The sequence below is a fragment of the Myxococcales bacterium genome, assembly GCA_022184915.1.
Lineage (GTDB): Bacteria > Myxococcota_A > Polyangia > Fen-1088 > Fen-1088 > JAGTJU01.
In genome coordinates, this window is record JAGTJU010000001.1 from 909,453 (window position 1) to 935,929 (window position 26,477).

24 protein-coding genes and 1 pseudogene are annotated in these 26,477 nt (G+C 67.2%); 21 read left to right on the plus strand and 4 right to left on the minus strand.

The annotated features are described in order from the left end of the window. The first annotated feature begins 22 nt into the window (after nt 1-22). From KA712_03720 to KA712_03740, 5 genes are all read left to right on the plus strand, one after another. On the plus strand, nt 23-556 hold the full coding sequence (locus KA712_03720; protein ID MCG5052048.1) for a hypothetical protein: 534 nt from the start codon (nt 23-25) through the stop codon (nt 554-556). Between the two features lie 77 nt (nt 557-633). Then, the gene (locus KA712_03725) at nt 634-1,278 is read left to right on the plus strand and encodes a hypothetical protein (GenBank protein MCG5052049.1); all 645 of its coding nucleotides are present in this window, start codon (nt 634-636) and stop codon (nt 1,276-1,278) included. Next, the gene (locus KA712_03730) at nt 1,275-2,450 is read left to right on the plus strand and encodes a hypothetical protein (GenBank protein ID MCG5052050.1); all 1,176 of its coding nucleotides are present in this window, start codon (nt 1,275-1,277) and stop codon (nt 2,448-2,450) included. The genes KA712_03725 and KA712_03730 overlap by 4 nt, the downstream gene beginning before the upstream one ends. Before the next feature lie 25 nt (nt 2,451-2,475). Next, the gene (locus KA712_03735) at nt 2,476-3,174 is read left to right on the plus strand and encodes a hypothetical protein (protein MCG5052051.1); all 699 of its coding nucleotides are present in this window, start codon (nt 2,476-2,478) and stop codon (nt 3,172-3,174) included. A 146-nt stretch (nt 3,175-3,320) separates the two neighbouring features. Continuing rightward, nucleotides 3,321-4,238, plus strand: a complete 918-nt coding sequence (locus KA712_03740; GenBank protein MCG5052052.1) for a sigma 54-interacting transcriptional regulator — start codon at nt 3,321-3,323, stop codon at nt 4,236-4,238. A 6-nt stretch (nt 4,239-4,244) separates the two neighbouring features. Here the strand turns inward: KA712_03740 and KA712_03745 are convergent, their stop codons facing one another. Beyond that, complete coding sequence (locus KA712_03745; protein ID MCG5052053.1) at nt 4,245-5,564, minus strand: hypothetical protein; 1,320 nt, start codon at nt 5,562-5,564, stop codon at nt 4,245-4,247. A 113-nt stretch (nt 5,565-5,677) separates the two neighbouring features. Here KA712_03745 and KA712_03750 point away from each other — a divergent pair, with 113 nt between their 5' ends. From KA712_03750 to KA712_03780, 7 genes and pseudogenes are all read left to right on the plus strand, one after another. Then, complete coding sequence (locus tag KA712_03750) at nt 5,678-6,133, plus strand: hypothetical protein (protein MCG5052054.1); 456 nt, start codon at nt 5,678-5,680, stop codon at nt 6,131-6,133. Nucleotides 6,134-6,140: 7 nt separating this feature from the next. Continuing rightward, nucleotides 6,141-7,451 carry a hypothetical protein gene (locus KA712_03755; protein ID MCG5052055.1) on the plus strand — a complete coding sequence of 437 codons (1,311 nt, stop codon included), beginning with the start codon at nt 6,141-6,143 and terminating at the stop codon, nt 7,449-7,451. A gap of 10 nt (nt 7,452-7,461) precedes the next feature. Continuing rightward, nucleotides 7,462-8,484 carry a DUF2169 domain-containing protein gene (locus tag KA712_03760; GenBank protein ID MCG5052056.1) on the plus strand — a complete coding sequence of 341 codons (1,023 nt, stop codon included), beginning with the start codon at nt 7,462-7,464 and terminating at the stop codon, nt 8,482-8,484. Beyond that, nucleotides 8,481-9,542 (plus strand): hypothetical protein, encoded by a 1,062-nt coding sequence (locus tag KA712_03765; protein MCG5052057.1) that lies wholly within the window; start codon nt 8,481-8,483, stop codon nt 9,540-9,542. The genes KA712_03760 and KA712_03765 overlap by 4 nt, the downstream gene beginning before the upstream one ends. Before the next feature lie 18 nt (nt 9,543-9,560). Beyond that, nucleotides 9,561-9,945, plus strand: a pseudogene (locus tag KA712_03770) (DUF4150 domain-containing protein). 5 nt (nt 9,946-9,950) lie between these two features. Continuing rightward, nucleotides 9,951-10,727 carry an AHH domain-containing protein gene (locus KA712_03775; protein ID MCG5052058.1) on the plus strand — a complete coding sequence of 259 codons (777 nt, stop codon included), beginning with the start codon at nt 9,951-9,953 and terminating at the stop codon, nt 10,725-10,727. Then, nucleotides 10,727-11,287 carry a hypothetical protein gene (locus KA712_03780; GenBank protein MCG5052059.1) on the plus strand — a complete coding sequence of 187 codons (561 nt, stop codon included), beginning with the start codon at nt 10,727-10,729 and terminating at the stop codon, nt 11,285-11,287. Before KA712_03775 ends, KA712_03780 begins: the two co-directional genes overlap by 1 nt. Before the next feature lie 7 nt (nt 11,288-11,294). On the opposite strand, the gene KA712_03785 is transcribed toward KA712_03780, so the two are convergent. After that, nucleotides 11,295-12,302 carry an NAD-dependent isocitrate dehydrogenase gene (locus tag KA712_03785; protein MCG5052060.1) on the minus strand — a complete coding sequence of 336 codons (1,008 nt, stop codon included), beginning with the start codon at nt 12,300-12,302 and terminating at the stop codon, nt 11,295-11,297. A 39-nt stretch (nt 12,303-12,341) separates the two neighbouring features. Between KA712_03785 and KA712_03790 the strand changes: the two genes are divergently transcribed. Both KA712_03790 and KA712_03795 read left to right on the plus strand, forming a co-directional pair. Beyond that, nucleotides 12,342-14,684: a Smr/MutS family protein gene (locus KA712_03790; GenBank protein MCG5052061.1), complete on the plus strand. Its 2,343-nt coding sequence runs from the start codon at nt 12,342-12,344 to the stop codon at nt 14,682-14,684. Between the two features lie 3 nt (nt 14,685-14,687). Then, nucleotides 14,688-16,637, plus strand: coding sequence for a DUF2029 domain-containing protein (locus KA712_03795; protein MCG5052062.1), 1,950 nt, complete (start codon nt 14,688-14,690; stop codon nt 16,635-16,637). Nucleotides 16,638-16,646: 9 nt separating this feature from the next. On the opposite strand, the gene KA712_03800 is transcribed toward KA712_03795, so the two are convergent. Beyond that, nucleotides 16,647-18,260: a VWA domain-containing protein gene (locus tag KA712_03800; protein ID MCG5052063.1), complete on the minus strand. Its 1,614-nt coding sequence runs from the start codon at nt 18,258-18,260 to the stop codon at nt 16,647-16,649. A 181-nt stretch (nt 18,261-18,441) separates the two neighbouring features. Here KA712_03800 and KA712_03805 point away from each other — a divergent pair, with 181 nt between their 5' ends. Beyond that, entirely contained in the window at nt 18,442-19,092 is a 651-nt protein-coding gene (locus KA712_03805) for a DUF2007 domain-containing protein (protein ID MCG5052064.1), read from the plus strand. Nucleotides 19,093-19,116: 24 nt separating this feature from the next. Here the strand turns inward: KA712_03805 and KA712_03810 are convergent, their stop codons facing one another. Beyond that, nucleotides 19,117-19,890 (minus strand): rhomboid family intramembrane serine protease, encoded by a 774-nt coding sequence (locus KA712_03810; protein MCG5052065.1) that lies wholly within the window; start codon nt 19,888-19,890, stop codon nt 19,117-19,119. A 132-nt stretch (nt 19,891-20,022) separates the two neighbouring features. Here KA712_03810 and KA712_03815 point away from each other — a divergent pair, with 132 nt between their 5' ends. The 6 genes from KA712_03815 (at nt 20,023) to KA712_03840 (ending at nt 26,456) form a co-directional block, all read left to right on the plus strand. Then, the gene (locus tag KA712_03815; protein ID MCG5052066.1) at nt 20,023-20,514 is read left to right on the plus strand and encodes a cupin domain-containing protein; all 492 of its coding nucleotides are present in this window, start codon (nt 20,023-20,025) and stop codon (nt 20,512-20,514) included. A 93-nt stretch (nt 20,515-20,607) separates the two neighbouring features. After that, on the plus strand, nt 20,608-21,417 hold the full coding sequence (locus KA712_03820) for a hypothetical protein (protein ID MCG5052067.1): 810 nt from the start codon (nt 20,608-20,610) through the stop codon (nt 21,415-21,417). A 30-nt stretch (nt 21,418-21,447) separates the two neighbouring features. Beyond that, nucleotides 21,448-22,062 carry a hypothetical protein gene (locus tag KA712_03825; GenBank protein MCG5052068.1) on the plus strand — a complete coding sequence of 205 codons (615 nt, stop codon included), beginning with the start codon at nt 21,448-21,450 and terminating at the stop codon, nt 22,060-22,062. A 124-nt stretch (nt 22,063-22,186) separates the two neighbouring features. Next, on the plus strand, nt 22,187-23,071 hold the full coding sequence (locus KA712_03830) for a hypothetical protein (protein ID MCG5052069.1): 885 nt from the start codon (nt 22,187-22,189) through the stop codon (nt 23,069-23,071). Next, entirely contained in the window at nt 23,068-24,936 is a 1,869-nt protein-coding gene (locus KA712_03835) for a glycosyltransferase family 39 protein (protein ID MCG5052070.1), read from the plus strand. The genes KA712_03830 and KA712_03835 overlap by 4 nt, the downstream gene beginning before the upstream one ends. 158 nt (nt 24,937-25,094) lie before the next feature. Continuing rightward, nucleotides 25,095-26,456: a hypothetical protein gene (locus tag KA712_03840; GenBank protein MCG5052071.1), complete on the plus strand. Its 1,362-nt coding sequence runs from the start codon at nt 25,095-25,097 to the stop codon at nt 26,454-26,456. The last annotated feature ends 21 nt before the right edge of the window (nt 26,457-26,477 follow it).

Consider the following 26,477-nt stretch of genomic DNA (forward strand, 5'->3'; position numbering starts at 1 on the left):
CATGTCGACGAGAAGCGGTCCCATGAACGCGCGCACGAGAATCAACCTGGCTCTACTCGTCGGTGCTTTGTGCGTGTCCTGCGGCGATGGGCTTTGGTCGCCCGACGCGGGTGCAGACGCGGCCCTCGTGGCGAGCGATGGCCCTCGCTTCGATTTCGAGACAGGCCCCCTTCCCGCCTGCGAAACGCCGCGCGTGAAGATCGTCGCTGCGTACCCTGGCGAAATCGCCGTGGGACAGTCCGCTCGGATCGAGGCGGCTTTGCTGACCTTCCCAGATGCTGATGGCGGTACGCCACAGCTCTCCTGGTGGCTTCAGCGTGCGGGCGCCGCTTCACCCACGGCGACTCTCGAGGTCCGCGGAGCTTGTGGTGCGGGTGCCGCCGCGTGTGCCACGGTCACGTGTACCGATGCGCCTTCGGCTTTCGAGGCGGGCGACGCCGCGCTCAGCGATACGGAGATACAGGTCATGGTGCGCTACGACGACGGCTCGTGCTTCGATGCCAGTCGTATCTTCGTGCCGTGTCGGCCCGTCTCCCAGCGAGATGCGGGCTCCTGAAGGCTGTGCGTGTCGCCGTCCGTACGTCATCAAGTCGTCACTTGCCACGGCCAGGCGCAGTAGGATAGGCACTGGGCGTGATTCGGCACGAACGCCCCTGCAAACCTGCAATCGCCAGCTGCAAGCGGATCGCTCTTGCCATGGCGTGCTGGGTTTGTTTCGTGCCCGGCTGCAATGACGTGGATGAGCGTCCCGCGGAGTGGGCCTTCATCGCGCCCGTCATCATTGCGCCCAACTGCGCCACGGCCAGCTGTCACTCTGCGCAGGCCGCAGCCGCAGGGCTTGATCTCTCGGAGCCTGGGAAGGCCTACGAGAGCTTGCTCGCGCAGGAGGCGCAGTACCTCGACCCTGGGGCCGTGGGCGTGGCGCCTGCCGTCTGCAGGGCAGAGCGGGGTGGGATCTTGTGTCCGACGACGAGACCCCTCGTGGCGCCCTGTCGCCCTGACGAGTCGAGGTTGGTGAACACCCTTTTCGCACGCGGCACGCAGCAGATGCCGCCGGATCGGCCGCTCCCCCTCGCGGATATCGAGCTCATCGAGCGCTGGATCCTGGCGGGTGCCAAGCGAAGTCCGCAGGACCTCCTCCCCCGTTGCGGAGAACCGTTGGCACCGGGCGCCGATGCGGGCGCACCGGATGCCGCCGCTCCTGCCGCGAACCTGGACGCAGCGTCAGCGTCTGATGCGGACGTTGGCGGAGCCAACGACGGCGGAGGTGTGGGATGAAACGTGGGGGCAAGACCTCGTTCCTTGGTTTCCTTGCTCTCCTTGGGCTGGGGCTTGTCGTCATGCTGCTCGCGCCCCGCGCCGCGCAGGCTTATCCCCAGTGGCAGTTCTCTGCGGGAGCCACACGCTGCAATCAGTGCCACTACGCCCCCACGGGCGGTGGCCTCATCAACGGCTATGGTCGCGATGCGATCGGTGAGGAGCTCTCGACGTGGCAGGGCGACGGGGCGTTTCTTCACGGCGCCGCGGACCTTCCTCGTGTCTTGAAGTTGGGGCTCGACCTGCGTTTCGCGATGTTATCGAACGACAACGGCGGCCCCGATCAACCAAAGAACGCCTTCTTTCCCATGCAGCTCGACGCACACGTGCGCCTCGAGGCGGGAGCGTTCGCATTTCAGGGCATCGTGGGGGGACGTGCCCAGGTGCGAAGCGCCGACGCCCCGGTGCCGCAAAGCAACTTCCAGCCCGAGAGCGGCAGCCGCCTCGTCTCGCGTGAGCACTGGGCGATCTGGCAGCCTGCCGCGCGTGGCATGTACGTGCGGGCTGGGCGCTTTTTTGCCCCCTTTGGCCTTCGGCTCGCCGAACACCTCGTGTACGTGCGCCGCGACCTCGGCTTCAACATCCTGGAAGAAACGTACAACGTCTCTGCGGGTTTCCTCGACAACGGCTGGGAAGCGCATCTGACGCTCTTTGCCCCGGACTTCCTTCAAAACGGAAGCCAAGAGACCGGGGTGGCCGCCTACGCCGAAAGACGGGTGCTGAACGAACTCGCCAGCGTCGCCGTCCAGGGCCGCTTTGCCAGCCGTGAGGGCGCCCAGCGGGGCATCGGAGGCGTGGTGCTCAAGGGCTACATCGAGCCCGCACGTCTTCTCGTCATGGGCGAGGGCAATTACATCCAGAACATGCCGGAGGGGGTCGACGCCGTGGGGCAGTTTGCCGGGCTGCTGGGCGCCTCGTGGCTGCCCCCGCTGCGCGGCTTCCTGGTGACGTTGTGGGGCGAACGGCTGCAGACCGACCTCGCCACGCAGAACACGGCGTTGAATGCGCTCACGGGCCTCGTGTCGTGGTTTCCCTATCCCCACTTCGAGCTTCAGCTGGTGGCGCGCCACCAAGCCGCCGACGGTGCCCGCGCGATGACCACGCTGCTCGCGCAGCTCCACTACTTCCTGTGAGGCCATGGTGAAGGTTTTATCGTGGTTGCCAATCGTTGCTTTCGCCGTGGGGGGCGCTTGTTCACCGCCTGACGCGGCCACAGACCCCACGTGGGCCGATGTGTATCCGATCCTTCAGGGGCAGTGCCTGCACTGTCACGGCTCGACGGCCGCCAAGGACGGTGGCAACTATCGCTTCGACCTGCTCGACGCCTCGAGCGTCTGCAAACAAGAGGAGGCTGACGACCTCGTTGCGGGGCTCTCACCTCCGTCATCGTTCTATGCGGCGCGGCGGCTCATCCTCGCCGACATCACGCCCTATGCCGCGGGATTCCGTCCGAAGATGCCGCCCGAGCCGGGGCGCGCGCTCGAGGGGTGGCAAGCAGAGACGCTCGAGAGGTTCGTGGCGAAGCTCGATGCGTTGCCCTTCACCGAGGCGATGACGGCAGGTCTGGGCCCTCTTCCGGCAGACGCGCGATCGCCAACCATTTCCGCAAGCTACGCCCGCAACGGGAACACCCTGGTCGTCGACTACGTGGTCGAAGACGAAAACGCCGATGCGGTGGTGGGTCAGCTTCGGGTGGGTCAGGGCCTGCGGTCCCCGATCGAGGGATCGGGGCGGGGCCAGGCGCGCTTCGACCTCGGCGGAACCACGGGACCCTGGCCCATCGATGCCCGGCTCTGCGATGGATGGGATGTTCGTACACGCGGCGCCCCCGACGGCTTGCCCACGGTGCCACCCTGACCTGCACCCTCTCGAAACCGGAGGCTACGGTCGCTCGCGACACGCCCTGGCTCTGAAACGTCACACGCGTCGCAAAAGGGCGTTGGTATAAGACCGCCGTCCAGAACGGTGCCCATCGGGGGCGCCTGCCAGGAAGGGTTTCGACCATGACCAGCTTACACGGTGGCTTGACCGTGAGTCCATCGGGATTGGCACGTGTGCACGCCTCGTCACGCGTAATGCTCGACGTCGTCGAGCAGGTGAGGCGTCTCGCTCGTAGCCAGGTCAACGTACTGTTCCTGGGTGAGACCGGCACGGGCAAAGCCCTCTTGGCGCGCGCGCTGCATGAGGAAAGTCACCGCGCCCACGCGCCTTTCGTGCGCGTCGACTGTCGAGACGTGCACGCCGACGCGCGGGACCTCTTCGACGACGACGCACCGGGCGCCCCGGCGCGCGCGGGGGGCGGAACGCTCTTTTTGGACGAGGTCGCTGAGCTTCCGGGCCCGCTTCAACAGAGCCTCTTGCGCTGGCTGGACGGGCGAAGCTCGTTCGGCGACATGCCTGTAGGGGCGGGGGAGGTCCGCGTCGTTTCCGCGAGCTGCCGCGCGATCGAAGCGGTCGCTTCGTCTGCCGCCTTTCGGCAGGATCTCTATTTTCGTCTCGCCGTGGCCCTGGTTCACGTGCCTCCCCTGCGCGATCGCGTGGAAGATCTGCCGCGGCTCGCGAATGATCTGCTCGCCGAGTTGGGGCGCCCCGAGCTCTTGCTGAGCCCGGAGACTCTCGTGTTGCTGAGTGCGCACCTTTGGCCTGGGAACGTCAGGGAACTGAAGAACGCCTTGGCAGCGGCCCTCGCCTTGGCGGACGGGGGCACCCTCGAGCCCAGGCACTTCAGATCGCTTGGCCACGAAGGCGCGCCCTCGGTGCTCGAGCGCCTCCCGCTGGGAGGCCAGAGATTGGAACATCTCGAACGCGCGGCCATCAAGCAAACGCTCACGCAGACCCGGGGGAACAAAGTGCAGGCAGCGCGTACGCTGGGGATCGCGCCCTCGACGCTCTACGAGAAGCTCAAGCGCTACGGCCTCTGAGCTCCGTCACGCAAAGCCCCCTCGTCCCTGAAACGAAAACGCCCCCGGCACAGGCTTCGTGGCCATCTGCGGAAGAAAGCCCTCGAGCTTCTCGAGCACGCGCAGCTGGCGTCCCGCGTGCTGATCGGCCCTCAGGTGTACGCCAAGACCGTAGCGTACGAAGAGCTCATCGATGAGCAGCGCACGCATCTGCCCGCGCAGGTGTTGCGAGTAAAGGGCCGACAAACTCTCCTCGGGGCTTGCGATCTTACCCATGCGGTAGCGCGTGGCGGGGGCAAGCACCAAGCGGGCGCGCGCGAGCGCTTCGGTCCAGGGGGCCTCGTCCTGAGACAGCCGCCACAGCGGGTCGGCGTCGCTCGGCGCGCGCTCTCGTGACGCTTCGTCTGCGTTCGGGGGCTCAATCACGTGCTCGACCGGACCAATGCCACTCATGAGGTGCAGCGCCTGTGCGGCAGCGGGCGCGAGGCCCTCGATGGTCAAGGCCCGCAGCAACGTGGGCACGAGGGCGCCATCTCCCAGCAGGCCCGCCGCGAAGGTGGCGAAGGCGTCGCCGGTCTCGATGTGTTTGGCGAGGAGGGATGCGGCGCGGGGACCTCCGAGGAACGCCAACACCACGGGCGCCCATGCTTGGTTCAGCGCTTGCGCCAGCAGCCAGTGCGCCAGCTGCGGGTCTTCTGTCCGGCACAAGGCCAGTGCCGCGGCGCGGGCCACCGGGGCTTCGCTTGCCCCCAGCGCTTCGATGAGGGCATCGCGCGCGGGCGCCTCACCGATTTGCCCCAAAGCCCAGAGCCACGTGGCAGGGGTCGGCACGCCCTGGCGAAGGCCCGCCAACAAGGCCGGCCCCACGTCCCAGCGTTGGTAACCGGCGGCATAGGCCAACGCCTCGGCCTCCGGCGCCGCGCCTCCGGCAACGAGCGTCGCCTGCACGTCGCCGAGGTCACCTCCCCAGGGCTCGTGGGCCAGGGCCGTTCTCAGCGCTTCGGCAGGGGAGGGCTCCCGCGCCGCCAGGCGGTTGGGATCCACGTTCAGCGCCAGCGCCTCGTTCGCCGTGACCCTCAAGGCCGCCATGTTCCCCGCATGCGCGAGCGTTCGCGTGGCCGCGTACACGGCTCCTCCGCCGTCGAGCGGGACCGCACGACAGAAGTCTGCTGCGTCTTTGCCGCCGAAAAACAGCAGATCCAGATGGGCGTCGAGACGGTCATCGAGGGATCGCACCTGAGACAGGCCGAGCTCGGGAGGATCCAGGTCCTGGCAGCGCCGCACGAAGAGCGTGCCCGCCTCCTCTAGGCTCTCCTCGAACAGCTCTTGGTTGAAGCGAATGGCCATGCTGCCAGCGCCAGCCTATCGCAGTCCCGTCGCTTTTGGGCAGGCGGCCTATGGACTTGGCGCCCGCACCCGGCGAAACTCGCGGGATGGAGAGCCCGAGGTCTAAGGAGCGTATGTCACCGCTGGCCCTGGGGCAGGCGCGGACGGCGGCGCTGGTGGCGGCGAACGAGGACGAGGCGGGGCGGGTCTGGGCCTGGGTGGATGTGGGGCAGGGCCCCGAGCGGGCCGCGCTGCAGGTGCCGCTGTCGGCCGCGCGCCTCGAGCGCATCGCCGCCGAGCAACGCCCCGTCATCGTGTTCAGGGCCCCGGGAGGTCTCGAGGTGGTGGCCGTGGTGGGCCTGGCGTTGGCGCCGCCGCTGGCGCCGCTGGCGCCCGCGGGTGCGCCCATCGAGGCCGACGTCGACGGACAGCGACTGCGTCTTCATGCCGAGCGCGAGATCGTGCTTTCTTGCGGCAAAGCCTCGATCACCTTGCGCGCCAATGGCCGTGTGATCATTCAAGGCACGCAGATCGAGTCCTACGCCGAAGGCACGAACCGGATCAAGGGTGGGCAAGTTCGCATCAACTGACATGCCCATGCGCTCACGGCTCCCTGTTTTGTGGCCCCTCGTCGAAGAGAGCTTCGACGAGGCCGAGTTTTTGTGGCGTTCCTGGGAGGAGAGCCTCGACACCCACGCGCGCCACCTCGGCCAGGTCTGGTTTTGGACCGACGACCGCCTGCAGGGGGCCCTCGAAGGTGTGCGGCTCGGCGGGCGCCGGGCGCTCGACGAACTCTTGTTGCCCGCGCTGGCACGCCCCGAATCCCCTTTTCGGGTGCGGGCCACGGTGCACGTGCTGGCTTCCCACGCGACACCGGCGTGGGGCGCCCTGGGGGAAAGTCTGCGGGGGACAGCGTCCCTCGGCTTCGACATCGAGCGCGGCCTGCAAACGCTCACCGAGCCGCGCCAGGTGAGCGCGCTCGAAGCGTGGCTCGCGCATCAGGGTGAGGCCTCGCGGGCTCTCCGGGTGTCCTTGCGTGTGTTTCGCAAGCAAGCTTCACCGCCCGACGAGGTGAGCGCGCTTGCCGTGTCCCACGTGCCGGCGCACCGGCGGGTGGCCATGGCGGCAGCCCAGCACCTTCCGCCGGGGCTGGCCAAGCCGCTCCTGGTTCGCGGCCTCGACGACATCGAGGGCGAGGTGGCCAACGCCGCGGTCGGCGCGGGGCTCGTGCACGGCTTGCCTGCGGCGTGGGCACGCTGCTGCGAACGGGCCGCGGCACAATCATCGGCGCTCTTCGTGTTCCTGGCGGCCTGCCTCGGGGGGCCCCGCGAACGGCGTCTCGTCGAAGCCTCGCTGGGGCTTGCGCGCACACGGCCCTTTGCCCTTTCGGCCCTGGGGTTTTTGGGCACACGCAGGGCGGCCGATCTGGCCCTCGAGCTGATGAACGAAGACGCGCAGGCGCGCCTGGCGGCCGAGGCCTTTTGTGCCATCACGGGGCTCGACCTGGCCGCAGAAAACGCCGCCTTGCCGGAGCCTTTGCCGCCCGCGGGGCCCGTGCCTTTCGAGCTCGACGATCTGGATGCAGACCTCGTGCCCAAACCGGATGACCTGCTTCCCGCCCCCGACGTGGCGCGGGTTTCTGCGTGGTGGGCGGCCCACCGCAACCGCTTCGATGAGCACACCCGCTACATCGGAGGGCGGCCCCTGTCGCCCACCGCCTTGTGGGACGCGCTCGCGCGGGGGCCCATGCGTCGCCGGCACGTGCTGGCCTTCGAGCTGGCCGTCCGCACCGCAGGGGCTTGTGACCTTCAGACCCGCGCCTTCACTTCGTTCCAGCGCCAGCAGCTCCGGCAGTTCACCGCAGAGCTCGCTGACATACCCTTTGCGATGAACGCCTTCGCCTCCTGAGCCTGGCCCCATGTTGCAGCTCGAAAACGCGTCCGGCCTGCCGGCTTCCCTGGCCGTGTTTCCCGATCCCCACGGCATCGATACTCTCTACACCGTCGTCAAAGCTACGTTCGCCTTGCGACCGCGGCTGGCCTTGGCCGATGAGCAGCTGCCCGTGTCGGCGGTCGACGCGTGGCGGGGCGAGCCCGGCAAGAGCAGCCTCACCGAGGTCAGCGAATTTCACCTCGGCAAACCGGGCACCGACGTGCTCCTCACCGGGCACGCCGTGGCCCCGCAGGGCCGGCCCGCCCCGCAGAGCGCCGTGCGCCTGGTGGTTGCCAATCGGCAGAAAACGGCGGCCATTTTTGGCAAGCGCGTGTGGCGGCGCGGGGGCACGCTCTGCCCGCCCGAGCCCTTCGAGAAGGTCCCGCTCGTGTGGGAACACGCTTACGGTGGTTGCCACGAGGTGACGCCCGGTGGGGCCCTGCTGGGCGAAGACGCCAATCCCCTGGGGGTGGGCTTCGTGGGCCGCCGCTCCGCCGAGAGCTTCATCAGCACACCGGCCCCGCAGATCGAAGATCCTGCGGCCCTCATGCAAACACTCGGGGACAGGCCCCCCCCTGTGGGCTTTGGGCCGATGCCCGCCGCCTGGGCCGCGCGTCGGCGCTTTGCTGGCACCTACGATGCGGCCTGGCAGCGCACGCGGGCGCCCTACCTGCCCGCCGATTTCGATCCTCGCTTTTTTCACGTGGCCCCCGCGCCCTTCGCCTTCGCGCACCCGCTGCAAGGCGGTGAACCGGTCTCTGTCATTGGCGTGTCTTACGACGGACCCTATGCCTTTGCGGTGCCACGTCTCGTGGTGGGGGTCCACGTCGTGCTGGCGCGCCGGCAGCAGATCGTGCAAGCGATGCTCGAGACCCTGTGGATCCACGCCGACACGGCCCGCGTGAGCTTGTCCTACCGGGCCGCGCTCGCGTGCGACAAAGAGGTCCTCGCGGTGAAGAAGGTGCGAATCGAGGTGGCTGGCCTCGAGGAAGTAGGGCTGGCCGCGTGAATCAACCCGTGTACCTCTTGGCAAGCGGAGCTCTTTGCGCCCTCGGCATCGGCGTGGCGCAGATTTGGGCGGCGGCGCGTGCGGGGCTCTCGCGCACCGCCGCGTCGCCCCTACGAGGCGGCTCCGGTGAGCCCCTCACTCTGGCGCTGGTGCCCGAAGACGCGCTGGCACCGCTTGACCCCGCGCTCGAAGCACAGCATCCCGCGCAGGTCGAAGGTCGGCTGCTGCGCTTGATGGCGTCGCCTTTGGCCGAAATCGCGAGCGGGCCGCTCGCTTCCGCACCCCTGCCTCTTTATCTCGGCATGCCCGAGCCCGAGCCGGGGTTCGGTCGAGCCTTCGATGACAGGCGGTTTTTGTCGCAGGTGGCGCAGCTTGCCGCCGTGCCGATCGACCCCGCGCGCAGCCGTGTGTTTCGGCAGGGACGGGCGGCGGGCTTCTTTGCGTTGGCTGCGGCTGAGGAGGCGCTCGCGCGCGGAGACTTTACGCACGTTCTCGTGGGCGGGGTGGATAGCTACCTCGATCCCGTTCGCCTCGCGCGTCTGGACGCCGAAGGGCGGCTCTTGGGTCCCCACACGATGGACGGCTTCATCCCCGGTGAAGGGGCGGCCGTGCTGCTTCTCGCGAAGGTGCCCCCTGCTGCGGGGGTGGCGGCGTGTAGGCTCTCCGGTGTGGCCACGGCGTTTGATGCCGGGCATCGCTACGCCGAAGCGCCTGCCCTGGGTGAAGGCCTTGCGGCCGCCCTTGAGAGCCTGCGCGCGGCGGGGCGTGGCCCCCAAGGTCCCGCAGAGGTCGTCTTCGCCGGGCTCACCGGCGAGAGCTTCGGCGCGAAGACCTGGGGCGTGGCGCAGCTACGCCACCGCGACCTCATCTCACCCGAAGCCCTGCTCGAGCACCCCGCGGAGGGGTTCGGCGACGTGGGAGCGGCGATGGGCCCGCTTTTGCTAGCGCTCGCCGATGCGTCCCTGGTGCTCGGGCACCGGGACGGCCCCGCGCTCGTATGGGCCAATGCGGATCGGGGTCCCTGCGGCTGTGCGTTCATCGAAACCGCTACACCCTGAGCTAACGAGGAGACCGCCATGGCACAGACCACCTTCGCGAACATGCGTGGCATCGTCCACAAGGGCTCGGGGGGCACGAGCCCCGTGTTTCCTGACGTCTGCAAAACGCCTGCCCCTCCGGCCGGGCCCCTGCCCATTCCTTACCCCAACATGGGGCAAGCCAGTCACACGAGCGGGGGGCCCACGAAGGTGAAGGTCGACGGGCAGATGCCCATGACCAAGGGTGCAAAGTACCAGATGAGCGCGGGGGGACGAGGCCGGCGCGGTGGGGGGCGTGATGAGCGGAAAGATCAAGGGCGCGTGTGAGTTCATGATGTACTCCTTCGACGTGAAGTTCGAAGGCAAAAACGTGTGCCGCATGGGCGATCCGCTCTTCCACAACGAAAAGAATGCGATGGGTTGACTGACATGCAGCTCGGAGAAGCCATAGCCGTCATGGTGGCCGCGCCCGACGAGGGCGCGTGCTGGGCCTGCGAAGCGCCCCCACCCGAAGATCCCAAACCCAACGATCTCGCCGAAGATCCCGATTCGGCAAGCGCCGCCGAGAACAATCTGCACAACGACTCGAGCAAGCTCGGCCGCAACCTTGGCCGTAGGCCTTCGTGGAACATCACGGTGCCAGACCGAGACGCGAGCGGTGGCACCATGACCCGCTCGGTGACCGTGGTTCCGGGCGCCCATCACTTGATTCCGGGGAACGCCTCGCTCAAAAAAACGCCCTCGCTGCTCGCGCTCATGGAGAAACAAAAGGGCAAGGTGCGCGAGGACATCGGGTACGACGTCAACGGCGCCAAAAACGGCATTTGGCTACCAGCGAACTATGGGGTGAGGTCCGATTCGGAGTTCGGCAAGGCCTGGAGCGCTTACGGCTTTCAGAACGACTACGCCCTGGCGGCCATGAAGCGCGCCGGCGCGCAGTTTCACGACGCACACCCGGACTATAGCCGCAACGTGCAGCGCACCCTCCGGGCCCTCGCTGACAAGATCAAGCTGCACGCCCCCGAAAAGTGTGGCATCTGCGAAAAAGAGATCTCCGACAAGGCGCGCCCTCCCTACGGCCTCGTGGGGCGCCTCGATGGGGTGTCACGCCAACACCGGGCCTTCTTGGCCGGTCCCGTGCGCAAGTGGCCCATCGCCAGTGGGTACTACACGTCCGCGCGTTCGGCGCTCATGAAGGGGAGTTAATGAGTTACTTCGTTCTGCAAGCGCGCACCCCCGTGGACGACGAGGGCGGCTACTACGACATCGGCGACGGCATCGAGCTCGACGGCGTGCGCAGCTGGGCCCTGGGGGTGCCGATCACCGCTTCTCTCGCCACGCCCCTCGTGGTTCCGCTCACCCCCATCGAGGGCTTCACGGGTGATGTGCCCGCGTTGGCCGATGGGTATCTGTGTCTCATGAGCCATCCCCTCGTCGAGGCGCTGCGTGCAGCCGGTGTGGATAACCTTCAGACCTTCGATGCGGTCTTGGTCGACGAGACCCACGGGCGCACGTTTGCCTATCAGGCCGTCAACATCATCGGCATGGTCGCCGCGGCCGATCTGCAAGCGTCCCAGTGGGAGAACCTGGATGGCCCCGCGAAGATGGACACTCACTTCGACGAGCTGAAGATCGACCCCGATCGCGCGCTGGGCTTGCTTCTCTTTCGCCTGGCGGAGAACACCGGGATCATCGTCGTTCACGAGCGCATCAAAAAGGCGCTCGAGGCGGCCGGGATCCCCACGTTGGTGTTTTTGCCGGCCTGAGCTGCCGTCAGCGCATGAGGTCGATCACCCGTGTGGTGAAGGCCTCGGTCGTGCTCGTTCCGCCAATGTCCACCGTGGTGTACTTGCCCTCGGCGATGGCCGCTCTGACCGCGTTTTCCAGGCGCTGCGCGCGCTCTCGTTGCCCCAGACGATCCAGCATCATGGCCCCGGCCAGCATCACCGCCGTGGGGTTCGCCTTGCCTTGCCCGGCGATGTCGGGGGCCGTGCCGTGAACGGCTTCGAAAATGGCGGCGCTTTCGCCGATGTTGGCACCCGCCGTGAGCCCCAGGCCCCCCACCAGGCCCGCCGTCAGGTCCGACAGAATGTCTCCGAACAGGTTCGTGGTGACGATGATGTCGAAGCGTGAGGGATCGCGCACCAGCTGCATCGCGCAGTTGTCGACGATGAGGTCCTCGAACACGATGTCGGGGTAGCTGCGCGCGATGTCGCGGCCCGTGTCCAGGAACAGGCCCGACGTCATCTTCAAGATGTTCGCTTTGTGGACCAGGGTCACCTTCTTGCGCCCGGCAGCCCGCGCGAACTCGAAGGCGAAGCGAATGATCCTATCGCAGCCGTGCCGCGTGATGATGCTGATCGCCTCGGCCGCGCTGCGCGTGGGGTCGATGTAATGTTCGATGCCCACGTACTCCCCTTGCGTGTTTTCCCGCACAACGAAAAGGTCCACCGTGTCGTAGCGCCCCTTGATGCCCTCGAACTTCCGCGCGGGCCGCAAGTTGGCGTAAAGATCGAACTCGAGCCGCAAGGAGACGTTCACGCTCTTGTAGCCGCCCCCCACGGGTGTGGCCAAGGGCCCCTTGAGGCAGACCTGGTTGGCACGGATCGATGCCAACGTGGCCTCAGGCAGCGGGGCGCCATGTTTCGGCACCGCGCTCGCCCCCGCGTCCTGCGGGTCCCAGGTGAGCGCTGCGCCCGTGGCCTCGATCGCGCGCACGGCGGCGTCCACGACCTCCGGCCCAATTCCATCCCCCCGAATCAACGTGACCTTGGTTGACATCTCGATTTCGGAGTATAGGGGAACTCCCCAGCAAACATCGTGTTAGTCCCCCCGTCACACCTCGAATTTCTCGATTGGCCCGCCGTGGTCGACCGTCTGGCCGCGGGAGCCCAGTCCGACCGCGGCAGGGAATTTTGCCGCGCGCTGCTGCCCCTGGAAAACATGGAGGAAGCCCGCGCGCGGGGGCAGTGGGCCCGCGAGCTCATGGACATCTTGGTCCGCGAGGGCCGCATGCCGTCGCTGGCCTTCCCGGAGATCGAGCCTCACCTGCAACTCGCGCAGCAGGGGGGCGTGCTGGGGGCGGACGAGATGAGCCGGATCGGGGCATTTTGCGAGATCGGGGCCACCTGTCGGCGCTTCTTCGCGCGCTTTGCGCCGGGCGCAGGCGTGCACGAGGCCGCTGGCGTGTGGGGCCTGGTGGCGCCGCTCGGCGAGTGGGGCGAGCTGGCGCGGCTTGCGCGCGAGACCTTCGACGCCTCGGGGGAGATCCGTGACAGCGCCTCCCCGGTGCTGGCCCGGCTGCGCCGCGAGCGCGATCTGCTCGCCGCCCGCATCCGCGAGCAGGCCGAGGCGCTGCTCCTGTCGGAGGCGTACGAGCCCCTGCTGCAAGATCGCTTCGTCACCCAGCGCGGGGATCGCTTCGTGTTGCCGGTGCGCGCGTCGTTCAAGTCGATGGGCATGGGCATCGTGCACGATACGTCGCGCACCGGAGAGACCGTGTTCATCGAGCCCACGGCCCTCGTCGAGCTGAACAACAGGCTCAAGGTGCTCGAGCTCGAGATCCGCCACGAATGCCGCCGCATCCTGGAGGAGCTCGCCGCCCTGGTGGCCGAAGCGGCTCCCGCCCTTCGCACCGATCTCGCGCGGCTCGGCCAGCTCGATTTTCTCGTGGCGCTGGCCCGTTACGGCGTGGCGTGTGACGGCACCCTGCTGACGCTCGTCGATGGCCCCGAACTCGATCTGTGCGATCTGCGCCACCCGCTGCTCGTGCTCCGCGCGCGGAGTGAAGGCTTTGCCGTGGTCGCGAACGAGGTGCACCTCGGGGGCTCTCTGGGCGCGCAGCTGCTGGTGGTGAGTGGACCCAACGCGGGCGGCAAAACGGTGTTCCTGAAGGCCGTGGGGCTGGCCGTGCTCTCGGCCCATGCGGGTTTGCCCGTGCCGGCCAGCGCACGTTGCCGCGTGGGGCGCTTTTCGGCGGTGCTGGCCGATATCGGCGACCAGCAAAGCGTGCTCGGCGATCTGTCCACGTTCTCGGCGCACCTGGCGAACATGGCAGGCATCCTCGAGACCGTGGCCGCCACGGGGGGGCAGCCGGCGCTCGTGCTCTGCGACGAGCTCATGGCGGGCACCAACCCGGACCAAGGGGCTGCGCTCGCACGGGCTTGCCTGGAAGCGATGGCAGAGGGCCGGGCCTTGGGCGTCTGCACCACCCACTACGACGCGCTCAAGGCTTTGGCCGACGGCGATGCGCGCTTTCGCAACGCGGGCATGGAATACGATCCCGAGAACCTGCGCCCCACCTTTCGGATGCGGGAAGGCTTGCCGGGGCGTAGCTACGCGCTCGACATCGCGGGGCGCATGGGCCTGCCCGTGACGGTGTTGGCCCGCGCGCAGGAGCTCGTGGGGGCGCCGTCGGTGGGGCTCGAGACGGTGTTGCGCGATCTCGAGCTGCGGGAGGCCTCGCTTGCCGCACAGGAGGCCGCCCTCGCGGAGGCCCGGGCGGAGTTCGAGCACCAAGCCGAGCGAGAAAAGTCCGCGACCGAGGCCCTCGTCAAGCGCGAACGTGAGCTGGCGGTGAAGATCCGGGAAACGATCGAGACTTCCGTCAAACAAGCGCGCGAGCAGCTTCGGGAGATCGTGCAGACCGCACGCAACGAAGCGGCAAACAAGGGCGTCGATCGCGCGGTCGCAGCGGCGCGGGAGGCGCTGGCGCGCACGGCGGAGGCGGCCCGCGAGGGCTTGCCCGAGGCGGACCCCAAGCTGGATCTCGAGCGGCTCAAGAAGGCCTGGGCCCGCCGGGGCTTTCGCGGCCTCAAGGGCGAGGGGGTGGTGGCGGCGGGGCCTGTGAAGCCCCCACCCGGCAAGCCGATGGCCGCCCCGGCCCCCGAGGACGAGTTCGCAGGGGTCCTCAAATCTCGGCGCAACAGCATCGATGTGCGCGGCCTGCGGGTCGATGACGCCTTGGCCACGGTCGAGTCGCGGCTCGACGAAGCCCTGCGCGAGGGCGCCGATGCCGTGTTCGTGATTCACGGTTACGGCTCGGGCGCGCTCCGTAAAGCCGTGCGGGAGTTCCTGTCGCTCTCTCCCGCGGTTGCACGGCAGCGTCCTGGTCAGCGCGAAGAGGGTGGTGATGGCGTCACCGTGGCAATCGTGAGGGGCTAGGCCGTGCTGCCTCTTCGGCTCCACCGCGCTCTGGCTGCCCTGGCCGCTGCCCTGGCCGCAGGTCCCGCCGGGGTGGCCCTGGCGTGGCTCTTTCAGCTTTTCGCGGCCCGCCTCACGTTCGCCCTTGACCTCGAGTGGATGGAGGGAGGCCTGCTGCTTCACGCGCAGCGCCTGCAGCAGGGCCTCGAAATTTACGTTCCGCCCTCGCTCGACTTCATTCCTTATCTCTACACGCCCTTTTATCCGCAGCTTCTCGCGTGGCTCGGGCATGTGTTTCCCCTGGGCTACGGGCTTGGCCGTTCGGTGTCCGTGCTGGCGTTCGCAGGGGTGTGCCTGCTTGCACCCGTTTTGGCGGTGGTTCCCGCATGGCGCTTGGACGCGGGGGCGCGGCGGTGGGGGGCGTTGCTGGCGGGGGCGCTGGGGCTGGGGGCCGCAGGGCCCATCGCAGCCAGCTACGTGTTCACGGGCACCTTTTACGATCTCGTCCGCGCCGATTCTTTGGCCATGTTGCTCATCGGCTTGTCCGCGACGTGCGGCTTTCTCGGGCGGCGTACGCTGTCCGCGGTGGCCGCGGGGCTCTTGATCGCGCTTGCCTTCTTCACGAAACAAACGGCGTCCTTGCCGGGCATCGCCGTGGGACTCGGGCTGCTCGTGGCAAACTTGCGACGCGGATTCATCTACGGCGTCACCGCCGCTTTGGCGCTGGGAGCCGGTGTGCTCTACTGGCAGGCCCGCAGCGGCGGTTGGTTTTGGACGTACGTCTTCGAGCTCCACCAAAGCCACGGATTCAACCGCGCTCTGGCCTATCGTGAAACGCCGCTGCGGCTCCTGCGTCAGGCCTGGCCGCTTTACAGTGCGCTTGCGCTTGCCACCGTGGGCCTGGCACTCGGGCGGCGGTTGCGAAGGATCGACGCGCTGCCCTTGTTGCTTGCCGTTTCGGGGTTCGTGGTCGCATGCGTCGGCTTTGGCACCCAGTGGGCCTTCGATAACGCCTTCATACCCGCCATCGTCTTTCCGGCTTGGGCCGTGGCGGCCCTTGGCGGGCGGCTCGTGGCCGTGGCGCCCGTGCGCCTGGGTGCGGTGGCGCTCGCGGTGCTGGTGGCTTCGGGCCTCGGCTTCGCGAGCGTGAGGGACGGCGCCCCTGACAAAAGCGCGCTTGCGCCCTCGCGCACCGATCGGCGCGCGGCCGTCCGTCTGCTCGAGATCTTGCGCGGCCTGCCGGGCGAGGGGTTCATTCCCTTTCACCCCTTTTACGCCGTGCTTTCGGGGCACAAGCCCTTCGTGCACCGCATGGGGGTGATGGACGTGGGCGCCCAGCTCGGCCGCCCCGCGGGGCTCGACCAAGCCATCGCCGAACAGCGTTTCGACTTCATCGTGCTCGACTGGAAGTCTCGCCCCTACGAATGGCCGGGGCTCGACAACCGCTATCACGTGGTCAAGACGCTCACCGAAGGCCTCGACTCCGTACGAATGTTTTCAGGGGCACAAACCTCGCCTCGCCAGATCCTGCTGCCGATTCGATCGCCTCCCGCCTTGCCCCCCGGCGCCACCGTGCTCTTCGACTTCGAGCAGGGCATCTGGGCGGGCTTTCAGCCCGAGGGCAACGCCTGGGACCCGACACCGTCCCCTGCGCCCCCGGGCGCGTTTGGGCGCTTTGCCGCCGATTCGCGGGTGCTGGGCCGCCACACCAAAGGTGTGCTGCGCTCTTCTCCCTTCGTGCTCTCGGGCGGAGCCCTCCGGTTGTGGCTCGACGGAGATCGCCATCCCGGTCTGCGCGTGGCCCTGCTCGTGGGCCCCGAGGTGGTGCACGAAGCGGCCCCCAAGGGCGAACCCGCCACCCTCACCTGGCCGGTCGAGGCGTACAAAGGCCAGACCGCCACACTCATGATCGAAGACAACTCCGATGTGGGGGGCCTGGCGGTGGATCAGGTGATCGACCTCGGCACGCCCTAGGCGCGACTTTCAGCGTGGGCGCACGCGCATCATCACGTAGGCGTCGAACCGGGCCTGCTTGTAGGTGTGGCTCTTCTCGGGGGCGTAGAGCTTGAAGGGCCTTTGCCCGCGCGCGCTGAAGCGCGTGCCCGAGCGACCGTAGAACGTCACCGGCAGACCTCGCCGCACCAGCGGGGCGAAGTTTCCGTCGACTTTGTCGGCCACCGCGGATGCGGCTGTCGTCTCCGCGGTCTTCGTGGCGAAGTTCACCAGGCCCGCAACGCCCCCCGAGAGAAATGAGTTGGTCGCTCGTTCGGCCACGCCGATCCCGAGCCGCGTCTGCGCCTCGGCAAGCAGCGCGTCCTCCGCGCCGAGTGCCCCGGGGGCAAGCTTGGCCCGCATCATCGCCAGCACATCGCGAGAATGAGCCAGCTGGGAGATCGCATAGACGTCGCTGCCGGCGTCGGCCCAGCCCATGGCTTCGGCCAATCCCCAGGCCGCCTCGGCACGGCCTGCCAGCGTGAAGACCCACGTGTCGCGTCCCCCGCCCGCGACGATGCCGGGCGCGCAGCTCACACCAAACTTCCCCCGACGGTTCACATCGGCGTACGTCACGAGCGTGTTCACCGGCCCGGGGCGCAAGCCGCCTTCGGGCAGGTACTTGACGACCGCGTAGCGCTCTTCCCCATGAGGCACGGCGCCCACGAAGACGTAAAGCTTCGACCCGCTCACCAGGTAGTCCCAGCCGATCACATCTTCCACCGTGAGCCCCGACGGCACGTCGATCTCGACCCAGGTGTTTCGTACGGCGGTTCGCAAGATGGCGTTCGCCTCGCGCTGAAAAATGGCGGGAATGTCCGCAGGCGATCCCACGAAGTGATAGGTGCCGCCGCCCGCGTCGGCCATGCCCTGCATGAGGAGTTCGTCGTGGGCAGGGCCAAACCCAATGGTGGTGGTGCCCACGCCATGCTCGGCCGCCCGCGCAGCGATGCGGAACAAGGCCTCGGGTGCTGCAAGGCCCTTCGTGGGCTGGCCGTCCGAGAACAACACCAGCTGGTTGACTTGCCACGCCGAAAACGCAGAGAACGTCTCCGAGAGGCCCGCCAAATATCCTCCTGAAAGCCAAGTGCCCCCGCCGTTGGCCAGGGCGCGGATCCGGGTGATGGCTTCGGTCCTCGTGGAGGCGTCGATCGTCAAAGGAGGCAACGCCTCGAATACGCCGTCGGAGAACACGACCAGCGAAACTTTGTCACCCTCGCGGAACGCCGCGACGAAGGCCTCGGCCGCCTGCAACATGGCGGCGAAGGGCCGGCCGCGCATCGAGCCCGAGCGGTCGAGCACGAGGCCCACGTTGAGCGGTGCCACCTCCCCGTTCATCGTCCTGCCGCGCACGCTGAGGGCGGTGTAGAGGCGCCCATTCGGCAACAGAGGGGCCACGCCGCAGGACACCTCCACCGACGCCTTCGTGGGATCCTCCGGCGCCACCGTGGGCCATTCCGGCGGGGGCGCGTTTGCGAATACCTCCGGCTCCGTCAACAGCTCGAGAGCAGGTGTGCGGGGTAAAGGGGTTGCGGAAGCGCACGCGCCCATCAATCCCAGCACGGCCCACGCCAACCCAAACCGAAATCCCTCCCCGTGATTCATGGCGCTCGATTGTAACGCAACCCAGGCCGGTTGGCGCCGCCTCGAGATAAGTGTCGATGCACACAGGGGGGCACACTCGGCGCTCCTTGCGGGGCGAGACTCGGTGAGGGTGGTATGAAACTTGTACGTAGGGGAGGCATGACGGACGCCGGCACGCGCCGTTCAAAGCCAGCGAGGGCACATGGAAGAGCCAGAGCACAAGCGTTTCGTCACCGTCCTGCGAACTAACGATCCGCTGCGCGGGCGCTTCCTTGCCGCCGCCCTCAAGCAGGCAGGCCTTCCCGTTCAGCACCCGGGGCTCGAACATGCGTCCATGCTTCCGGGGTTCCGCATCCTCGACATCGACCTGCGGGTGCCTCTCGAGCGGGCCGAAGAGGCGCGCCAGCTCATCGAGGCGCTAGAGCCTCCTGTCGACGTGGTCGACCCCATGCCCGCCCTGGACGCGCGCAGCGGGTTGCCTTACCGCCAGGCCCCCCAGCGGGTCGCCTTCAGGGTGCCCACCGATCGCTCGAGCCTGCTGTGTGGCGCAGGGCTGACGCTGGCGATGGCCGTGGTGATGATGTTGAGGCCGCTTGGCTTGGTGCCCGTCTCGCTCATCATGTTGGGCTTCCCGATCATCGGCTACGTGATGGGAGGCTCCTTCCTGGCGCTCACCTGCTCGGGGCCTCGCTGTGGCGGGCGCTTGCTTCGCGCGGCCGAACAGTGTCCCCACTGCGGGGCACGTATCGTGGGCGACATTCGCCGCCACACCCATCACGCCACGGCGCTCGAGGCTCATCTGAGTCGTGACGCCCAAGACGACGCGCGCCAGCTCGAGACGAACCAACGCTGACCTCGCAATGTCTCTTCGTGCGCCTCACGGGCGCAGAGGGTGCAGGGCGGCTCGCTGACGCCTGCGTTCTTTGACGCTGCGGCGGTTCTCGAACAGCTTCACCATCAGCACCCCCGCGGCGAACCCGCCGATGTGCGCCCACACCGCCACGCCCCCCGAGATCTCGGACTTCATGCTGTTGAGCTGGGGCAGTCCCGCAAGCAGCTGAAAGCCGATCCACCAAAGCAACACCAGATAGGCGGGAAGGGGAATGATGCGAATGAAGATAAAGAAGATGAAGAGGATGTTGACCCGGACGCGGGGGTAAAGCACGAGGTAGGCGCCCAGCACGCCCGCGATCGCCCCCGAGGCGCCCACCATGGGAACGGGGGAGGCCGGATTGACGGCGATCTGCGCCGCCGCTGCCGCAAGCCCGCACAGCAGGTAAAACGCCACGAAGCGCAAGCGCCCCATGCTGTCTTCGACGTTGTTGCCAAAGACCCAAAGGAAAAGACCGTTTCCCAGCAAGTGCATCCAGCTGCCGTGCAGGAACATCGACGTCACGGGCGTCAGCACGTTGATGGGCTCGCGATCCACGACGCAGGCCATGCCCTCGGCAATGGGAACGCCGAACCCCACCTCGGCCGCCCGGGTCAGCTCGCCCGGCACGAGGCCGAGGTTGCAGACCGATGCCGCCAGGGCATTGGCATCAAGTCCAGCCCCTTGCACGAACACCCACACCAGGGCCAGCATCGCCAGCAACGCCCAGGTCACCACCGGCGTGCGAAGCGTCGGGTTGTCGTCGCTGATCGGAATCATGATACGAAAGCATGAGGCCCCGTGAGTGTCTGAGCAACGGCGCGCCCTGTAGCCCGCCGGGGTGCTGCCCTCGTTCGCGGGCTCTCGAAGGAGGCTCGTTTCGTCAGGCTCCGTCGACTACACTCTGGCGCCGTGAGCCGCATCGACGAACTCATTGCCTTGTTGAAGCTCGCGCCGCATCCCGAGCGGGGATACTTCGCAGAAACCCATCGGACGCCCGTGCAGGTCCAGTCTCCCACGCACCCGGGGCCACGGGCTGCCAGCACCGCCATCTATTTCCTGCTCGGCGAGGACCAGGGGGCCACGTACCTTCACCGCTTGCGCTCGGACGAGGTCTTCCACCTCTACGAAGGAGGTCCGCTCGACGTGCTCATGCTGGGGCCGGACGACGACGGGCAGGTGCGGCGCCTCGGCCGCGACCTCCGAGCCGGTGAGCGTCCCCAGCTCGTCATCCCCGCCGGCACCTGGTTCGGCACCGCGCTGCCCCCGGGCGTGTCCCACTGCCTCTTCGGATGCACGGTGGCTCCCGGCTTCGCGTTCGAGGACTTCGAGCTGGCCACGGGCCCAGACTTGGCGGCTCGCTACCCCCGGTATCGCGAGCTCATCACCCGCATGAGCCGGTGAGACGACGGCCGGCCGAGGACGAGAAAACGCCATGCGTCACGCGTAAGTGGATTGCAGACCTGCTCAGGTCGTGGAATGGTCTTGACGCCTGACATGTCGAGCCCTTCCGATGAATTGACCCAAACCATTCGAGACGTCGCCCTTCAGATCAATGCCGCGCAGGAGCGCGCTGAAGATCGCGAGGTCGTCACCGCCGCTCACATGGCGGTGGAAAAACTGTCGCAGCAGTTCAAGTCGTTCTACGACGCGCTCAGCGACGGTGAAAAGATGAAAGTGGATCGTACGCTCGGCCGGCGGGTTCAGGACATTCGGCGCTCCGCTTCGCTTCTGCCTCGCATCGGCGTCATTGCCGGCAGCACTCCCGATCGCGATCCCCACAAGGTGTCGAAGGTCGGTGAGCGGCACATCACGGGCGTGTCCTGGGGCGCCGGTCAAGGGGCGGGCGCGGGACGTCGCGGATTCCGGGTGGGGGGCGAGGTGGAAGCCTGGTGTGGCCCCTGCGGCGGGCTTACCGACCACACCATCGTGGCGATGGTGGGCGAAGATCCGAAGCAGGTGATCTGCCAGGCCTGCAACGGCCGCCATGGCTACCGCACCACACCCGCGCGCAAGACTCCTTCTGCCGAGGTCTCCTCGGGCGGATACGATGACGACGTTGCCGTGGTCACGGCTCCCATCAAAGCAAGTCCCCAGAAAACCAAAGAAGGCAGTCTGCTGTTGGCACAGGTGGCGGAGGCCGTCGAGAACGGCACCGTGCGCGACTTCGACCCGAAGGAGCGGTACAAAACAGGTGAGATCATCTACCACCCAGAGTTCGGCCGAGGCCGCATCGAAACGGTGTTGCGGGCGAGCTTGCTGGTGAAGTTCGTCCAGGGCGGGCTCAAGGCCGTTTCTCTGCGCTGAACGCCATCGCGGCCATGGTACCTTGTTTCCATGGCGGAACGGGCACCGGGGCGGGACAGAGAGCGGCTGAACGCCCTGCTCGACGAACGGAACGAGCACCCCGAACGCCTGGCCGACATCGATCGGCGTATCCGACAGGCCTTCGCAGAGACCCACGCGATCCTGGTTCTGGACATGTCTGGGTTCTCGCGCTTGGTGGCCCGCCACGGTACCACGCACTACCTGGCCATGATCCGCAGAATGCAGCTGACGGCGGGGCCCGTCGTCAGCGACCACCGGGGGCGGGTGGTGAAGGCCGAAGCCGACAACCTGTTCTGCGTGTTTCCCGCCGTGGCGGCGGCTGTCGATGCGGCTTGGGCGCTCGAAGCGGCGTTCGCCGAGGCGAATCGCTTCCTACCCGAGGACTGGGATGTTTTGGTGGGCGTGGGCATCGGCTTCGGCGAGGTGCTGATGTTGGACCACTGTGATCTCTTTGGTCACGAGATGAACCTGGCCTCGAAGCTGGGCGAGGATGTCGCGGCACCGGGCGATGTGCTGCTCACGGAGGCCGCTTTCGCCCGTTTGGCGCCCGCACCTGTGGCTCACAGCGATGAGGCACGCTTCGGCGACCTGCGTCTGCCGTTTTGGCGCCTCGCACGGCCGTGACCACCTCGTGGGCCGGCCCCCGGCAGGCACGCGTCGATCCCCCACTGTTTAGGGTGGTTCAGGCCTTTTGCGGCCCCGCTGCGGCCCCCACGGGCGGGGGAATCGGTTAGTCTTCGCCGCGCCCGTGAACGAACGAACGCCCTTCACCTTCAAAAAACACCTGCCCGGCCTCGGAGGCCTGGCCGTGCTGCTTTTGGCCGTGGTGGAGACGGTCAACGCCGTCAGTGCCCCGGCACGTGCGCCCTCTGAAGCCGATTGGCAAGCTGCCAGCCAGACCATCCGGTCGGCGTTTCGGCCGGGCGACCTGATCGTGGCGGCACCGGCCTGGGCCGACCCGGTGATGCGTCTGCACCTGGGTGATCTCGTCTCGGTGGACATGGCCACGCGCCTCGATGCGGCCGCCTACGGCCGCGTCTGGGAGGTGACCCAAAGAGGCGCAAGGGCGCCGGAAGCCACGGGGCGGGTGGTCTTCGAGTCGCGCCACGGAAACCTCACCGTGCGTCGCCTCGAGCGGACCCCGGCCGAGGTGAAGTTCGACTTCGTGGCGGCGTGGCAGCAGGCCCGTGTCAGCCGGCAGGCTGGTGGCGCGGAGGTGCCCTGCGCGCTCGGGCCCGACCGCATCCAGTGCCCGGATTTCGGGTGGAACTCGGTCAAGCCCGCCGTTCTCGAGATCGACTTTGGCCTTCGCGAGGCTCTTTACGCGCAGCCCGTGGGCGGAGCGAACCTGGTCATCGCCTACGACGATGTGCCCATGGGTCGCCGTCTCACCGTGGCCGCGGGTTTACATCACGTGTGGTTGCGCAAGGCGGGTGAGGGCAAAGTGAACCTGGAGGTCTTCGTGGGCGATCGATCTTTGGGCCGCATCCAGGTGGGCAATCGGTCTGCGTGGTCCCCACACGATTTCGACACCACGGACTTCGTCGGGCAGCGCCAGATGGTGAAGTTTATCATCAGCACAGACAACCCGTTTTCACGCCACTTCGGCTTCGCGGCGGAGGCTCGGTCATGAGCGCGGCTCCCTCGAAGACCGCGCCCCTGCGCGAGGAGCGGTGGTCGGGGGCGCGGCGCTGGCCCGTGGCCCTCTTTCTCGCGCTCGGTACCGTACTGTGGTTGCTCGCCACCGAGGGCGGCCAGGGCATCGGGCGTGATGAGGCCCAGTACATGCGCGCCGGTGAACGCTACTGGGGCTGGTTTGCAGAGCTTGCCGACAACGCCCGGGCGGGGCAGGTGGGTCAATCCTTCTCGCAGGCGTCGATCGATCGGTACTGGAGCGACAACGCCCCCGATCACCCCGTCATCATGAAGGTGCTTTACGGCGCTTCCTGGCGCCTCTTTCACGGCGTGGAAGACCCGGACGGGGCAGGGCTTCATCCTGTGCCCGCCACCTCGGCCGAAGGCACGTTCCCGCTGTTTTCACGTCCGTCGACCGCGTTTCGCTTGCCCGCGATCCTGTGTGCCGGGGTGCTTGCGGCGTTGGTGTTCATCTTCGCCACGCAGTTCATCGGGCTGCTGCCGGCCGCGGGTGCGGCGGTGCTGGCCATCGCGCAGCCGCACTACTTTTTTCACGCGCCCCTGTCTTGTTTCGACGCCCCCATCACCACGATGGCCGTCGCGGTGGCGTTTGCGTACTGGAAGTCGCTGCGTTCGCCACGATGGGGACTTGCGGCAGGGGTCTTGTTTGGCCTGTCGCTCGGCATCAAACACAACGCATGGTTGATGCCGATCTTTTTGGTCGCGCACTATCTGTGGATGCGCCGGCGCGACCTGCTTCGTCTGCGCTTGCCGCCCATCCCGCTTGCCTTCGTGGCGATGCTGGTCCTGGGGCCGCCTATTTTCCTCGCGCACTGGCCGTGGCTGTGGCCAAGCCCCGTGCAGCGGACCCGCACCTATGTGCTGCGGCACCTCGAGCACGAGCACTACAACTTCGAGTACCTCGGCCGCAATTGGAACAACCCGCCGAAGGACGCGGATCTCAAGCTGTTGCGTTCCACCTTCCCTGTCGTCTCGACGGCCTACACGATGCCCGTGACCACTCTGGCTCTCGCCGGGGTGGGGGCTCTGGTGCTGGTGCGGCGGCGCCGTCGTCAAGCCCGCGCCGACGAAGGAGGCGCCGCGACCGATGACGAGCAGCCACCCACGCTCGCCAAAGAGCGCTTCGATGCCGAGGCCGTTTCCTCCTGGCTTCGCCCCGGCCGCGACGTCGACCGGGCGCCGGGCGCCTTCTTCCTGTTCCAGATCTTGGGCCCGCTGAGTGTGTTGGCCGTACCCGCCGCGCCCATCTTCGGCGGCGTGAAGCACTACATGCCCGCCTATCCCTTCATCGCCATGGTGGCCGGCATGGGCCTGGCCTTCATCGGCGCGCGCATGGCCCTGGTCGCCCGGGCGAACCGTTGGTCCCCGCTCGTGCCCCTCACCTTGCCGGCGGTCGTGTTCGTGGGGTGTTTGCCCGCGATCGCCGAAACTCAGCGCTCACACCCTGACGGCCTCAGTCACTACAATCTCCTTGCCGGCGGCTTCGCCGGGGGGGCGAGCCGTGGCATGAACCGGCAGTTCTGGGGCTACTCCGTGTTGCCCATGCTCGACTGGATGGCGGCGCAGGCGCCCGCACGCCACAACACCTACTGGCACGACGTTTTGCACGATTCGCTGCACATGTACATTCGCGATGGCCGTTTGCCGCCTGGTCTCGGAAATACGGGAGTCGGTGAGGACGCGATTCGCCGCTCCGATCTCGGCATCATCGTGCATGAACGCCACATGACCCTGTACGAAGGTGTGTTCTGGGAGTCCTACGGCACCACTCGTCCTGCCTACGTGCGCACGCGCGAAGGCGTTCCCCTCGTCACCGCTTACCGGCGCCCCGGCGCCCCCTGATGCTCATGACCTCAGACGCGTCGTCACCGTCCTCTGCGCCCGCTCATGGGGCATCGTCCTCTGCGTCCGAAGACGCTGCCTCCGCAGGCGTAGCGTCAGCGGGGACAGCGGCATACGTTCCTGGGCCGCGCTGGCTTTTGGGCTGGCGAGGGTTCGTGGTGCTGTACGTTGCGTTCACGCTTTGCTACCTGGCGGCCTCAGGCAATCGTCTCAAGCGCCCCACGCCCTACAATCACTTTGCGTACCTGGCCCACAGTTGGCTCGAGGGGCGTCTCGCGTTGACACTCAGCCCGCCGAACGAAAACGATTGGGCGAAGGTGGACGTGCTGACCTTGCGGGACGGACGCACCGTCAAGGGCATGTTCAGTGGACGTGGCAATCAAGATCGGTTTTATCCGCTCTCCGGCCCGCCGCTTACGATCATGCCGGACGAGATCGTGGCGAGAACGTACATTCGCTACGTCTCGTTTCCGCCGTTTCCCGCCGTGCTGATGTTGCCCTGGGTGGCGATCGCCGGGGTGGCCGCGAACGACGTGGTGTTCACCGTACTGTGGGCGGGCTTGAATCCGGCGCTGTTTTTTTTGCTTCTGGGTGCTCTGCGGCGGCGCGGGTATTCCGAACGAACGCCTATCGAAGACCTTTGGCTGACCGTGGCCTTTGGTCTTGGCTCCGTGTACTTCTATTCCTCCGTCATCGGACAGGTGTGGTACACGGCGCACGTGGTGGCCACGACGCTTGTGATTGGCTACGTCTGGTCTGGCCTCGACGCGCGTCACCCGGTGCTTGCGGGCTTGTGTCTGGGACTTGGTTTCGCAACCCGTGCGCCCTTGGGTTTCGCGTTTGCCTGGTTCATCTGGGAGTCGGTTCGGGTCAACGGGGGGTGGCGTTCCTTCGGCCAGTTTTTGTGGCGAAAGCGTCGCTTTCCTCCGGGCTGGTTCGCGACGTGTCTAAAAGCGGCGATCCCGGCGCTCGCCATCGTCGCCCTCCTGCTTCTTCACAACGAGCTGCGCTTCGAGCGCGCCTCAGAGTTCGGTCACAAGTTTTTGAACATCACCTGGCAAGATCGCATCCAGCGGTTCGGCCTCTTCAATTATCACTTTCTTTCGCGCAACCTCGCCACGGCCCTGACGCTCCTTCCGCGCATTCTCGTCAAGCCGCCGTATGTGCAGGTGAGCCAGCACGGCATGTCCTTGTTGGTCACGTCACCTTTTCTCATCCTGCTGCTGCGACCCCGTCGAGGCTCGCCTTTGGGGCCGGGGCTCTGGTTGACCGTGCTCGGCGCAGCGATTCCGCATTTGCTCTATCAGAACTCGGGCTTCGTGCAGTTCGGCTACCGCTTCAGCCTGGATTACATGGTGCTGCTGATGGTGCTGATCGCGCTCGGCAATCGGAAACTGGGTTTCTGGTTCAAGGCGATGGTCGCGTTCTCCATCGCGGTCAATCTGTTCGGTGCCCTCACCTTCGACCGCTCGCCGTCTTACAGCTACACCGACACATTTTTCCCTCACGGGCTCAACTGAGCGCACACTTTGCCGGGATAG

Excerpts from the sequence above, each read along its gene's own strand:
- KA712_03775 (MCG5052058.1), top strand. The coding sequence starts at position 9,951 with ATGCAGCTCGGAGAAGCCATAGCCGTCATGGTGGCCGCGCCCGACGAG.
- KA712_03740 (MCG5052052.1), top strand. The coding sequence starts at position 3,321 with ATGACCAGCTTACACGGTGGCTTGACCGTGAGTCCATCGGGATTGGCA.
- KA712_03810 (MCG5052065.1), bottom strand. The coding sequence starts at position 19,890 with ATGATTCCGATCAGCGACGACAACCCGACGCTTCGCACGCCGGTGGTG.
- KA712_03805 (MCG5052064.1), top strand. The coding sequence starts at position 18,442 with ATGGAAGAGCCAGAGCACAAGCGTTTCGTCACCGTCCTGCGAACTAAC.
- KA712_03750 (MCG5052054.1), top strand. The coding sequence starts at position 5,678 with ATGTCACCGCTGGCCCTGGGGCAGGCGCGGACGGCGGCGCTGGTGGCG.
- KA712_03825 (MCG5052068.1), top strand. The coding sequence starts at position 21,448 with ATGGCGGAACGGGCACCGGGGCGGGACAGAGAGCGGCTGAACGCCCTG.
- KA712_03800 (MCG5052063.1), bottom strand. The coding sequence starts at position 18,260 with ATGAATCACGGGGAGGGATTTCGGTTTGGGTTGGCGTGGGCCGTGCTG.
- KA712_03720 (MCG5052048.1), top strand. The coding sequence starts at position 23 with ATGAACGCGCGCACGAGAATCAACCTGGCTCTACTCGTCGGTGCTTTG.
- KA712_03780 (MCG5052059.1), top strand. The coding sequence starts at position 10,727 with ATGAGTTACTTCGTTCTGCAAGCGCGCACCCCCGTGGACGACGAGGGC.
- KA712_03760 (MCG5052056.1), top strand. The coding sequence starts at position 7,462 with ATGTTGCAGCTCGAAAACGCGTCCGGCCTGCCGGCTTCCCTGGCCGTG.
- KA712_03835 (MCG5052070.1), top strand. The coding sequence starts at position 23,068 with ATGAGCGCGGCTCCCTCGAAGACCGCGCCCCTGCGCGAGGAGCGGTGG.
- KA712_03730 (MCG5052050.1), top strand. The coding sequence starts at position 1,275 with ATGAAACGTGGGGGCAAGACCTCGTTCCTTGGTTTCCTTGCTCTCCTT.
- KA712_03755 (MCG5052055.1), top strand. The coding sequence starts at position 6,141 with ATGCGCTCACGGCTCCCTGTTTTGTGGCCCCTCGTCGAAGAGAGCTTC.
- KA712_03820 (MCG5052067.1), top strand. The coding sequence starts at position 20,608 with ATGTCGAGCCCTTCCGATGAATTGACCCAAACCATTCGAGACGTCGCC.
- KA712_03785 (MCG5052060.1), bottom strand. The coding sequence starts at position 12,302 with ATGTCAACCAAGGTCACGTTGATTCGGGGGGATGGAATTGGGCCGGAG.
- KA712_03745 (MCG5052053.1), bottom strand. The coding sequence starts at position 5,564 with ATGGCCATTCGCTTCAACCAAGAGCTGTTCGAGGAGAGCCTAGAGGAG.